Here is a 12,329-nt window from a genome sequence, read left to right on the forward strand (position 1 = left end):
TCGATAGATCTCAGGTGAACAGATGGTGCGGCGCCGTGAAAACGGCCGCTCTCCTGGCGCGGCTCGACTAAATGCCACGCCCAGGAGCGAGGCGGGACAGCGCGCCGCTCAGCCAAGCGAGCGGGACGGCGGCGAGTGCCGCTGCGGCTGACGGCAGCGGCGCCGGCTCATCGGCCCCGGCCGCCGCATCGGCCGGGGAGGGGAGCCGGCCCATGTCGGCCAGGCGACACGAGAGCGGCTTCAGAGCGGGGTGGAGGAGGGTGGCGGTGGTGATGGCCGCCACGACGATGCCCCAGCCGACGGGGCCCAGGGGTGTGGAGCCGAAGAACCGGCTGACGCCCGGTGTCTGAATGATGCCGACGAGGACGGCGGCCGACCCGATCGTGGCGGCGAGCACCTGGCGGTCCGCGCCACCGCTGGTCAGTGTCTGAGCGAGCTGGGTACCGACCACGGCGGCCAGCGCCGCGGTGGCGGCACGGCGTCGGGAGCCGGTGAAGCGGGCGGCCGTCCAGGCCAGCCCCGCGCCGAGAGCCGTGGTGAGCCCGCGCTGCAGCGTCTCCTCGGTGAGCGCGGTGCCCAGCGACCGGTGGGGGCCCTCCTGGAGCAGCTGTTCCCCGGTGCTCTCGGCCGGAGTGCGTACGGCGATGGAGAGCGCGGGGGCGAGGTCGGTGAGGAGGTTGACCAACATGATCTGGCGGGCGCTCAGCGGTGAACCGCCGGCCAGCGCGGAGGCGAGGACGCTGAAGGTGACCTCACCGAGGTTCCCGCCGATCAGAATGGCCAGCGCGGTCCTGACCGAGGTCCACATCGCCCGGCCCTCGGTCAGGGCCGTGACGATCGTCTCCAGTCGGTCGTCACCGATGACCAGATCGGCGGCGGCCGTCGCCGCGGGAGTGCCACGCCGCCCCAGGGCGATGCCGACGTCGGCGAGGCGGATGGCGGGGGCGTCGTTGGCGCCGTCGCCGGTCATCGCCACGACCCGGCCCAGCCGCTGGAACGCCTCGACGATACGGACCTTGTGGCGCGGAGTGCACCGGGCGACCACACTCACCGTCGGCAGCAGCGCGTCCAGCGCGTCGTCGTCGAGCTCGTCCAACTCCGGCCCGGTGCACACGGTCTGCTCCGGCTCACCGGTCACCGAGACGGCGATGGCCTCGGCGGTGGCGGCATGGTCCCCGGTGAGCAGGAGTGTGCGCACCCCGGCCGCGCGCAGCCGGGCGGTGGCCGGCGCCGCCCCGGGGCGCACCGGGTCGGCCAGCACGAGGAAACCGACGAAGACCAGGTCCTGCACCGCGTCGTCGGCAAGCTCCTCGCCCGGACGCAGGGTTCGTTCGGCGACGGCGAGGACGCGGCGGCCGGCGGCGGCGAGCTCCTCGGTCGCCAGAGTGAGCGCATTGTGCCCCGCGTCGTCCAGCACGGTTTCCGCCCCGTCCAGTCGTCTGCGCCGGCAGCGGGCCAGCACCGTCTCGGGTGCGCCCTTGATGCTGAGCAGGGTCGAGCCGGCGGTGCGGCCCGCCGTCGCATGGTAGGCGCGGGACGGATCGAAGGGCAGGGTGCCGGTGCGCCGCCAGCGAGGCGCGCCGCGCCCGACCGACACCCGGGCCCGGCGGGCCCCCTCGTCCACCGCCCGGTCGGTCTGGTGGGCCAGGGGTTCTGACTGCCGGGCGGCGGGGGTGGCACGGAGCGCGGCGGCCAGGACCGCCCTTTGGCGCGGGCCGAGCCGGTCGAGAGGGAGGGTCCGCTCGCCGTCGCCGACGGCGACGAGCCGGAGATGGCCTTCGGTGAGGGTGCCGGTCTTGTCGAAGCACAGCACGTCAGCCCGGCCCAGCGCCTCGATGGTGCGCGGGTTGCGCACCAGCGCGCCGTACTCGGCCAAGCGGCGCGCGGAGGCCAGCTGTGCCGCGTTGACCAGGAAGGGCAGCCCCTCGGGAACCGACGCGACGGCCAGGTTGACCGCAGAGGTCAGGCTCTCCGCCAGTGGGCGCCGGTGCAGCAGCCCGGCCCCGACCACCGCCGCCGCGGAGGCCGTCGCCACGGGCAGACTGGCCCTGGTCAACGACGACAACCGTGCCTCGACCCCGGTCACGGGTGCCGCCTCCCGCGCACTGGCCATGGTGCGCCCGACCTCGGTGGCCGCCCCGGTGGCCACGACCACCGCGACCGCCTTCCCGGCCGACACGGTGGTGCCCTCGTAGAGCATCGAGCTGCGGTCGGTGAGCTGCGAGGCGACCACCGGAGCCGGGTCCTTGGGCACGGGCAGGGACTCGCCGGTCAGCGACGACTCGTCGACCTCCAGTCCGTCGGCCTCCAGCACGCGGCAGTCGGCGGGCACCACGTCTTCGGGTCCGAGCAGGACGACGTCCCCCGGCACCAGTTCCTCGGCGGTGACCAGCCGTACGCATCCCCCGCGTCGCACCCGTGCCCCGACCGCGGAGCGGGCGGTCAACTCGGCGAGAGCGCGCTCGGTCCTCACCCGCTGTACTCCGCCGACCAGCGCCGAAGCCGCGGTGATCAAGGCGACCAACACGGCGTCCGCGCTCGATCCCACGGCGGCCGCCAGAGCCGCCCCGCCGGCGAGCACCGGTGTCAGCGGGTTGGCCAGCTCTTCGATGAACGCCGACGGCAGGGTGATCTGCGGCGCGCTGTCTCGCCACGGACCCTTGGCCCGTGCCGCCGCCTCCTCCGGCAACCCGTCGCTGCTCGACCCCAGTCGGTCCAGGACCCGCGCGGACGGCATCAGATGCCAGGGCACCGTCTCGACGGAGGGAGTGAGGGGGCGGGAGCACAGCTGCCGGGCGCGCCAGGCCCCCAGGCCGAAGGCGATTCCCCCGGCGGTGTTGCACGCCGCCTGCCCGCGCGAGCACGCCTGGGCTGCCGGTGCCCGCATCGCCGCGACCGCGCCGATGCCGCTGCCGCTCGCGGCCAGCAGCGCACTCTCGCGGTCGACCCGGCGGGCCACGCCGACTCCGGCCAGGATCAGCGCGACCGAGTCCAGGTCGGTGCCGACGAGCAGGTGTGCGCCCCAGGCCGGCGGCTCCCCCTCCCGGTGGACCCCGATGCCGCAGTCGGACGCTCCCAGGGCATGGCGGTTCCCCGATACCAGCAGCACCACGGCGCCGTCCGCCTGCAACGCGCGCATCGACGCCACCAGGTGGCCCCCCGCAGGCACCATCGCGTCGACGAATCCGAGCTCAGGACAGGGCCGGTCGCCGGCGAGGACCACGCGCAGACCCGAGCGGCGGGCCGCCGCCGCCAGAGCCTGCGCGCCCGGAAGCGTCTGCATCCCCACCCCCACCACGGCGACCAGGCGGCGCCGGTGAGCCAGGCCCAGTACCCGTTCACCGCTCCCGGGCCGGAGCCGGTCCGCGGCCCGGCGCCCGGTGCTGGCGGTCGGATCCAGGTTCTCCAGCGGGCCGAGCACCCAGCCCTCGCCGTCGCGGTGGACCTGCGCCGGCGCGGCCGGGTCGAACAGGGCGAACAGCCGGTCGGAGACCTGCTCGGGTGCGGCGCCGTCGAGCAGCACCAGTTCGGTCAGTTCGTAGCGGCGGCTGCGCAGCACGTCCGCGTCCAGGACCACGGTGTCCACCTGTCCCAGACGGCGCAGCGCGCCGCGGTCCATGACCACCACGCCACGCAGGGCGAGGAACCGGCCCAGGCTCGTGGCGAAACCTTCCCGTCCGGCGTGCGGCGCCTTCGGCACGCTGGACAGGGCCACCGCGAGCGCACGCCGCGGCCCTGCGTACGGCGTGGTCAGGGCGCCTGCGGCCGCGCCGGCCCCCATGGCCCGTCTGGCATAACGCAGCGTCATGTCCTGGTACTCCTGCGGCCGTTCCACCACGATCGGCTCGGCCTGCGCGTGCTCCGGCCCCGGTACCAGCCGCGGCTCCGCCAGGGACCACGCCTCGAGTGCCGCGTTCGCCTCCCGCCACTGCGCCACGCGCTGCACGACGTCGAGGACCAGCCCTTCGCCGCGCGTGGCCACGCCCTGGATCATCGCGTTCAGTACCGGCAGAACGGACTCGGTGCGCTCATGCCCGGCGAGCGCCGATGTCGCCGACGTCGCCAGTCTGCGCACCCCCGGATGGCACAGGGCGGCACTGGCCAGCGCCCCGACCTCCGCCGGCAGCGGCGTCCACGGCGACAGGCGCGCGGCCGCCGTGAGCAGCAGCCCCGCGATGTCCGCCGCCAGGACCGGAAGCGCCGAGCGCCGGCGCGGCCCCTCACACGGATGGTGCGGTTGGGGACACCATTCGTCGAACGCCTCCGCCTCGGCGGTGCCGGCGACCGCATCCGCCTCCGCACGGGCGACGATCTCGATGAGCTCCCGCTGCGGCGGTGGCGGCGAGGCAAGCTCCACGACGACCCGATGCGCCGCGGCATTCACTCGCGCCCACAGCACACCGGGATGCGCCTCGAGTGCACGCTCCACGCTCCGCCCCACCCACGTCCCGCGCGGGCCCCGTACCCCCCGCACCTCGATGTGGCGACGCCCCGAACGGGACCACACGTCCCGCCGGTCCAGCCCGAGCAGCATGGCGGCCACACCGGCGGCCGCGCGTACACCTGTGGTCACCTGGCCCCCGAGCCCCCTGGTGATCGGCCCCGACAGCGGCAGCGGCAGACGCACCTCTGACAGCAGCGACATCCGCGTCCCACCTCCGGAGCAGGCCGATCCCTCGCCCCCTGCGAAAATCCTCACCCGTCCCGGACACACCCGCCCGCCATGTTGATCCGAACGGCTTCCGGCTCGCAGGGCCATGCGCCCGCCGGTAGCGTGTGCCGCGACGGGGGGCGAAGTCCCGGACCCACGAACGGATGTGAACCGTGACCACCCCGAAGACCGCTGCGAAACGCCCGAGCACACGGGCCACCGACCCGTCGCGCCCTGCCTCCAGGACCAACACGACGCAGCGGTCCGTCGCCGGGCCGACCACGAAACCACCGAAGACCTCCGCCGCGGCGTCCGGCGGACACACGATCACCATCACCCTGCCGGCGCTCGGCGAGGCGGCCACCAGGGTGATGACCGCTGCGACGGTCCCCGTGACCACAGCCCGCCGCCTGCTGCCCGCCAAAGACGGCCTGCCCCTGTACGCCGGCCTCGGCGTCCTGGCGGTCGTGGGCGCCCTCGAATGGCCGGTTGCGGCGGGTGTCGGCATCGGCTACGCCGTCCTCCGGTCCAGCGGCCTGCTCACACGGCCCGGCACACCGCATGGCCCCGCCAAGCCGCTCACGTCGACTCCGAGGGGCACCGACGCCAAGGCGTGAACCTCGGACATCTCGGAGTGCACCTGCGACAACCGGCCGTCATCGCCGGTCCCGTGACTTGTCCAAGCTGGGTGGCGGTTGCCGTTCGGCCCAATTGAGTTCGCCGTCCGGTGTGCGCGAGTTCCCCATCGGCGGGACGGCCGCGAGACGAGGAGGAATCCGCCCCCCGGGGGGTGCCTCTATGTCCTTCGTCAAGCTGAGCTGGTCATGCGGCGGCCAGCTCGGGGTCTCGTGGTTCGTAGAAGGTGCCGTCGCGGAGCATGGCGAAGAGCACGCTGATGCGGTGGCGGGCGAGGCGAAGGAGGGCTTGGGTGTGAATCTTTCCCCGGGCCCGGCATTTGTCGTAGTAGGTGCGGGACGCGGGATCGTGCAGGGCAGCGAAGGCCGAGAGGAACATGGCTCGTTTGAGCTGCCGGTTTCCGCCTCGTGGTGCGTGTTCGCCGTGGATCGAGGTCCCCGAGGACTTCGTTGTCGGGGCGAGTCCGGCGTAGGAGGCAAGGTGGGCGGCGTTGGGGAAGCTGGTGCCGTCGCCGACGGTGACCAGCAGAACTGCGGCGGTCCTGACCGCGACCCCCGGCATCGAGGTCAGGACCTTGGAAAGAGGGTGCTCCTCCAGCAGGGCTTTGATCTGGGCTTCCAGAGCTCGGCGCTGTTCGTGGACGGCGGCCAGGGAGCGGGCCAGGGACGGGATGACGACGTCGAGGGTGCCGGTGCCGGGAACGACGACGGTTTGTTCGTCGGGCGCGTCGAAGATCTCGTCGATCAGCCGGGTGGCCATGCGTGGGGCCTTGGGTCTGATCACCTCGACGAGTTTGCGGCGGCCGGCTTTCCGCAGCGCGGCCGGGGAGCCGTAGCGTTCGAGCAGCCAGGTGACGGCGGGGTGGTCCAGGCGGGGGCCGAGGACGCGTTCCAGCGAGGGGTGGAACTGAGTGAGCAGGCCGCGTATCCGGTTGGAGGTGCGGGTGGCCTCGGCCGCGAGGTCCTGGTCGAAGCCGACCAGCACGGTCAGTTCGGCGGTGATCTCGTCGGTGAGCTCCAGCGAGCGCAGCGTGTGCGGCATCGTGCGAGCGGCGTCGGCGATGACCGCGGCATCCTTGGCGTCGGTCTTCGCCTCGCCCGGGTAGAGATCGGCGATCCGGCGCATGGCGAGTCCGGGCAGGTAGGCGACCTGGCAGCCGGTGTCCCGTGCGACGGTGAGCGGGAGGGCGCCGATAGAGGCGGGCTGGTCGACGATGACGAGCACGGTGCCGAACTTCGCGGCCAGCTTGTCGAAGACGGCCCGCAGCTTCGGCTCGCTGTTGGGCAGCTGCTTGTCGAAGACCTTCTTGCCGGCCGGGGTCAGTCCGTGGCCATGGTGAGCGGTCTTGCCGACGTCCAGGCCGAGGAAGACGCCCACGTCGCCGATGTCGAACATCGTGCTCCCAACTGCTTCGCTGCGGTGCTGGCCAGGGAGTTGGCGCCGTACGCGCGCATCCACGTTATGCAGACCTGCCGCCCACGGGCGGCCGGGCATTGCGCCAGGCCAGGCGGTAGTCGGACCTCTCATCAGCGTCTCCAACGGCACCCCTCGGGCCCGGTGACACCACCCCCCAGGTCATCCGTTCGACAGGGGGGAACAGTCATGCCGGGCCCGGAGGCCAGCGGCCCTCTTGCAGGACCGCGAAGAACATAACGGGGGCCGCCCGCCATCAGTTCGGCCAAGGCGGCGCTCACCGCGCTCGGTGTCCACTTCGCCGCGCCTGAGAAGCGCCCGTCCGGCGGACCTGGTGACGCACTCAGCGATGCCGGTGCCGCCACAGGTGATCTTCGAGCCGCTGGGCGTGCGGTGCTCCGACCACGCCAGTTCCAGGAGTCGCCCCCGACGACGTCGCCGCCACCGTCGCCTTGCTCCTGTGGGACCGGACCGACCGGGTCACCGGCGCCGTCAGGGACATCGATGGCGGTGTCACGCCGGCGCCCATCGTCACGTGGATGCGCACCGAATCGGCGCAGGGACGGGCGTGCCGCGAATAGCCGGCCAAAGCCCCCTCACACCAATCCCCGCCCGCCTACGGAGTCAGCCCTGCCTTCGCACAAGTGGCCCGCAGTTGCGGTGTGCAGATCTGGGCGATGGTGTACACACCGTCCTTGATTAGGGTCTGCTTGATGTTGGCGGTGGTCACGGCGACCGGGGTGAGGAGCACGGACGGGATGTGCTGGGTGGTGGCGCTGTCGGTCGTCGTCGTGGCGATGCTGCGGAGCTTCTCGCCGCGGCCCAGGGCGACGGCCATGGCAGCGGCTGCTTCGGCTTCCGCGCGGAAGGACTTGTACACCGTCATGGACTGCTCGCCGTTGATGATGCGCCGCACGGCGTCGAGGTCGGCGTCCTGGCCGGTGACCGGCGGAAGGCGCCTGATGCGGGCGCTCTTGAGTGCGGAGATGACGCCTGTGGCGATGGCGTCGTTGGCGGCCAGGACGCCGTCGATCCGGCCCGAGCCCAGGGCCGAGATGGCGGCGGCCATGTTGGCGTGCGCGTTGTTCGTGCTCCAGCCCATGGTGTCGTAGGAACGGCCGATCCTCACCTTGCCCCGCAGAACGGACAGTGCGCCCTGCTTGAACGACGCGGCGTTGGAGCTGGTCGGGTCGCCGTTCATCATGACGATGGTCCTGTCCTTGGGCGGGGCGTGCATGGCCTTGAGGAGAGCCCGGCCCTGCAGCATGCCCACCTGTAGGCCGTCGAAGCTGACGTAGCCCGAGATCGGGCCGTCGGCGAGCCTGTCGTAGGCGACGACAGGGACGCCCGCGTCGTGCGCCTCCTGGACGGTAGAGCGCTGCGCCCTGTTGTCGGTGGCGCCGAGGATGAGGACCCTGACACCCTTGGTGATCATGGCCATCATCTGTTGCCGCTGGGCCGCTGAGTCGTTGTCGGCATTGGCATAGGTGACGTTGCAGTGCGGGCAGAGCTGTTTCACCCGTTGCTCGATCAGCGGCTTGTCGGAACCCTCCCAGCGTTGCGCCACCCGGCTCGGCAGCAGCAGGCCGACGGTGAAGCTGTCCGTGGTGCCTGTTCCGTCTCCTGTGCAGGCGGCCGAGGGCACGGTCAGCAGGCCCGCGACAACCACGCCGACGACATTCCGAGTACGGAGCGTTACGCAGTTCCTACGGTACGTCATGATCGGTCCCCGTCCCTGCGCCCGGTTCTGCGCCCACCGAAGCCGGTTCACGACGCGGTACCGCTATCTCGCTGCACACCTGCTTGCCGCCGGCCACCGGCACCGTGCCGAAGGACTCCGACATCGCCTCGACCAGGAGCAGACCCCGGCCGCCGGTCGACTCCCAGTCCACGATCACAGGCTTGGCGGGCGCCCGCGGAGAGGAGTCGCTCACGCAGACACGCACCCGGTCCCCGCGGAGCACCAGGTCGAGACGGATCGGGCCCTGGGTGTGCACCAAGGCGTTGGTGACGAGTTCGGACACGACCAGCAGCACCGGGTCGATGGCCTCTTCGACCTTCCAGCGGCGCAGCGTGCGCGCGGTGAACCGGCGGGCGTGCATGACGGCGTCGGGCAACCGCCACACCACCCAGCCCGACCGGATCGGCCGGATCTTCATCCCGTCGTAGCGCAGCAGCAACAGCGCCACGTCGTCCTCGCGAGGGCCGAAGGCGCCCAGCAGGTCGTCGGCCACCCGCTCAGGGTCGGACGGGTCGGCCGTGGCGAGGGTGGCGCGTGTGCGGCGCATGCCCTCGTCCACGGACAGGTCGGCGGCCTCGATCAGCCCGTCGGTGACCAGGGCGAGCATCGTGCCGGGCGTCAGTGCCACGGCCGTCATCGGGAATTCCGCCTCCATGGATATGCCCAGCGGAAGGCCGCCCTCGGCCTCGACCTCCTCGGTGCTGCCGTCGGGATGGCGCAGCAGCGGTGCGAGGTGCCCGGCCCGGACGAACAGGACGTCGCCCTCGTCCATGTTCAGTTCGGCGTAGCAGCAGGTGGCGAAGAGATCCGTCTCCATACCGACAAGGAGGCGGTTGGCGTGCGAGACGACCACGTCGGGCGGATGACCCTCCACCGCGTACGCCCTGACCGCGGTACGCATCTGGCCCATGATCGTCGCGGCTGCGGCGCTGTGGCCCTGCACGTCGCCGATGACCAGCGCCACCCGGTCCTCGGAGAGGGCGATCACGTCGTACCAGTCGCCGCCCACCTGCAGTCCCCGCCGGGCGGGAAGATAGCGGGCGACGGCGATCCCGCCGGGAAGCTCGGGCAGACGTCGCGGCAGCAGGCTGCGCTGCAGCATCGTCGCGAGTTCCTGTTCGGCGTCGTAGGCGTGGGCGCGAGTGAGGGCCTGGCCGGCCAGTGAGGCGGTGGCGGTCAGCAGCGAACGTTGCTCGGGGACGAACTCGTGCGGCCGGTCCCAGCCGATCAGGCACACGCCGACGACCCGGCCCCTGGCGGGCAGCGGCAGGACCGCAAGGCCTCCGGGGCCGATGCCGTCGAGTCCCGGTTCGAAGGCGGTGCCTGTCTGCCACAGGTCCATGCGTCCGTCGCGCAGGGCCAGCTGCAGGGTGGGCAGGGCACCGAGGGGTGCGTCGGGCCACTCCGAACGCCAGTGGGGACGCCATGACTGCGGCCAGGCAGCGGGCTGCGGCGGGTCGAGCAGGGTGAACTGGAGCCGTTCGTGCTGCAGCTCGGCGAGCGCCACCCGGTCGGCGCTCAGGGATTCGCGCAGGGCGGTGACCACCACCTGGCTGACGTCGCGCACGGTGGTGGCCTTGTCGAGTGCGGCGGTCAGCCACTGGATCCTGGAGACGTCGGCGGCGCCCCGTTGCAGGACCGAGGTGGCCGTCACCACGCCCAGCACCCGCTCCGGCCGGTCGTCGGCACCCGCCGCGACGCGGCACCACAGTCTCAGCCAGCGCATCTCACCGTCGGGGCAGCGGACGCGGAAGTCCAGTCCCCGTCGGCCGAACGAACGGGTGGACGGCTCCAGCACCGACATCAGCGCGTGCAAGTCCTCCGGCAGTGCGTGCGCGAGCAGGGAGTCCGCCATGCCGTCGAAGTCGTCCGGCCCGATGCCGACCAGTTCGCGCAGCGTCTCGTCCGCGTCGATCACGCCGGTTTCCGGCACCAGGACGAAGGAGCCGACGCGCATTCGGCGCAGTGCGGAACTCAAGGGTGCCGGCGGCGCCCCTCCCCCGGCCCCGGCCTCCAGTACGTCGGCGACCGCGTCGGCATAGCATTCCAGGAAGCGCTGTTGCTCGGCATCGAAGCCGTTCTCACCGGCGCCGACGACGACGAGGCAGCCGAGCCGTCTGCCCTCGGCGCCGAGGGGCAACGCACCGAGCGATGTCCGAGCTCGCAGCGGCGCCGGACATCCCTCGGGGTAGGAGGCGAGTGCCGCGGGGGTCAGCCACACGGGATGGGGGGCACGGAAGGCGTGAGCCGCAGGCGAGCCGCCGGACAGGGCCAGGCGCTCCGGCAGTCCGTACTCGGCAGGGGCGCATCCGGCCGTGTCCGCCGATCGAAGGTCGTCAGAACCTGCGCCGGGCACATAGAGCACTGCCGACTCGACTCCGGCGAACGTCAGGGCGCGGACGCTCGCAGGGCTCTCCGGCTCCGGTGGTGAGCCGGTCTCCGCGACGCCGACCTCGGCTGTCCCCGGCTGCGAGAGTCCGGCCCGGGCACTGCCGTCGTGAGGCATGTCCGCATCTACCTCCCGTACGTGCCGGGGTGCCGACCGGCTGCCGCTGGGAACTCCCCCTACCAGAATCGCACAGAGGCACGAACCGGACAGATCGGCGTCGCGGCGGCTACGCGGCACCGAGTTCGCAGTTCACCATGGCCGGTGTCACACTGACGACGTGGTCGTTCTGCCACTTTCACCTGGTCCGGGCGGGTGCGGGCCGAGCCCCGGCGGCGCCCCGGTGAGCTGCGCTGTTGCACCCCGGTCGCAGCCGCGTGGCTCCAGGGAGGAGGGAGGCCTCGCGCATGAAAGTCTGCGTTCGGGACACCGCCCTCGCCCTGGCCGCGGTCTCGACGGCCGTGTCCCTCACCGCCTGCGGATCGGACGCCGGGAACACCTCAGGGAGCGCGCGGAAGATCGGCGTGCTGCTGCCGGACTCCACCACCGCACGCTGGGAGACGCGCGACAGGCCCCTGCTGGAGCAGAAGATCCGGCAGCTGTGCGGCGACTGCACGATCGAGCACGCCAACGCCAAAGGTGACGTGGCCATCCAGCAGGAACAGATGGACTCGTCGATCGCCAACGGAGTCGATGCCATCGTGCTGGCGGCCGTCGATGCCAGGGCCATGGGCGCCTCGGTCGGAAAAGCAGCTGCCGCACACGTCCCGGTCATCGCCTACGACCGCCTCGCCGAGGGCCCGATCTCGGGCTACGTCTCCTTCGACGGCCAGGAGATCGGCAGGCTCCAGGGCAAGGCGCTGCTGACGGGCATGAGCGCCAGGGCGCACGGCAGCCGGATCGTGATGATGAACGGCGACCCCGGCGACCCCAACGCGCTGTCGTTCAAGCAGGGCGCACTGTCCGAACTCCAGGGGAAAGTGACGATCGCCAAGGAGTACGACACACCCCAGTGGAGCACGGAGGCGGCGAACCTGAACATGTCCGGAGCCATCTCCGCCCTGGGCGCCGGCAGCATCGACGGCGTCTACGCCGCCAACGACGGCCTCGCCGCCGGCAGCATCGCCGCCCTCAAGGCCAACAAGGTGAGCCCGCTGCCCCCCGTCACCGGGCAGGACGCCGAGCTCGCAGCCGTACGGCGCATTGTCAGCGGCGATCAGTACATGACGGTCTACAAGCCGTTCGGACCCGAGGCTGCCGCCGGCGGCGCCATGGCCGTGGCCGCCGCCCGTGGTCAGCGCCTCGACGGAGTGACCACCAGGCGGATGAAAACGCGCGGCGGCGCGGAGGTTCCGGCCGTGCTGCTCACCCCGGTGCCCGTGACGCTTGCCACCATCAAGGACACCTTGGTCAAGGACGGCGTGTACACGCTCGAACAGATCTGCACCCCGCCACTCGCGGGCGACTGCCACAAGGCCCGGCTGACCTGACGGGCGAGGCCG

6 protein-coding genes are annotated in these 12,329 nt (G+C 72.1%); 2 read left to right on the plus strand and 4 right to left on the minus strand.

Going from position 1 to position 12,329, the window contains the following annotated elements; all coding sequences use genetic code 11:
• Positions 1 to 67: 67 nt before the first annotated feature.
• Positions 68 to 4,645 carry an HAD-IC family P-type ATPase gene (locus ACQPXS_RS07385; protein ID WP_433448125.1) on the minus strand — a complete coding sequence of 1,526 codons (4,578 nt, stop codon included), beginning with the start codon at positions 4,643 to 4,645 and terminating at the stop codon, positions 68 to 70.
• Positions 4,646 to 4,824: 179 nt separating this feature from the next.
• Between ACQPXS_RS07385 and ACQPXS_RS07390 the strand changes: the two genes are divergently transcribed.
• The gene (locus ACQPXS_RS07390; protein WP_433448127.1) at positions 4,825 to 5,268 is read left to right on the plus strand and encodes a hypothetical protein; all 444 of its coding nucleotides are present in this window, start codon (positions 4,825 to 4,827) and stop codon (positions 5,266 to 5,268) included.
• Positions 5,269 to 5,473: 205 nt separating this feature from the next.
• Here the strand turns inward: ACQPXS_RS07390 and ACQPXS_RS07395 are convergent, their stop codons facing one another.
• From ACQPXS_RS07395 to ACQPXS_RS07405, 3 genes are all read right to left on the minus strand, one after another.
• On the minus strand, positions 5,474 to 6,682 hold the full coding sequence (locus tag ACQPXS_RS07395) for an IS110 family transposase (protein WP_433448129.1): 1,209 nt from the start codon (positions 6,680 to 6,682) through the stop codon (positions 5,474 to 5,476).
• Positions 6,683 to 7,316: 634 nt separating this feature from the next.
• On the minus strand, positions 7,317 to 8,420 hold the full coding sequence (locus ACQPXS_RS07400) for a sugar ABC transporter substrate-binding protein (protein WP_433448131.1): 1,104 nt from the start codon (positions 8,418 to 8,420) through the stop codon (positions 7,317 to 7,319).
• On the minus strand, positions 8,407 to 10,947 hold the full coding sequence (locus tag ACQPXS_RS07405; RefSeq protein WP_433448134.1) for a SpoIIE family protein phosphatase: 2,541 nt from the start codon (positions 10,945 to 10,947) through the stop codon (positions 8,407 to 8,409). Before ACQPXS_RS07405 ends, ACQPXS_RS07400 begins: the two co-directional genes overlap by 14 nt.
• A gap of 287 nt (positions 10,948 to 11,234) precedes the next feature.
• Between ACQPXS_RS07405 and ACQPXS_RS07410 the strand changes: the two genes are divergently transcribed.
• The gene (locus ACQPXS_RS07410; RefSeq protein WP_433448136.1) at positions 11,235 to 12,317 is read left to right on the plus strand and encodes a substrate-binding domain-containing protein; all 1,083 of its coding nucleotides are present in this window, start codon (positions 11,235 to 11,237) and stop codon (positions 12,315 to 12,317) included.
• Positions 12,318 to 12,329 lie beyond the last annotated feature (12 nt).

Source organism: Streptomyces sp. CA-142005 (genome assembly GCF_050942335.1).
Lineage (GTDB): Bacteria > Actinomycetota > Actinomycetes > Streptomycetales > Streptomycetaceae > Streptomyces.

Bases quoted from the DNA above. Each gene is read 5' to 3' on its own strand.
- ACQPXS_RS07385 (WP_433448125.1), bottom strand. From the start codon at position 4,645: ATGTCGCTGCTGTCAGAGGTGCGTCTGCCGCTGCCGCTGTCGGGGCCG.
- ACQPXS_RS07395 (WP_433448129.1), bottom strand. From the start codon at position 6,682: ATGTTCGACATCGGCGACGTGGGCGTCTTCCTCGGCCTGGACGTCGGC.
- ACQPXS_RS07400 (WP_433448131.1), bottom strand. From the start codon at position 8,420: ATGACGTACCGTAGGAACTGCGTAACGCTCCGTACTCGGAATGTCGTC.
- ACQPXS_RS07405 (WP_433448134.1), bottom strand. From the start codon at position 10,947: ATGCCTCACGACGGCAGTGCCCGGGCCGGACTCTCGCAGCCGGGGACA.
- ACQPXS_RS07410 (WP_433448136.1), top strand. From the start codon at position 11,235: ATGAAAGTCTGCGTTCGGGACACCGCCCTCGCCCTGGCCGCGGTCTCG.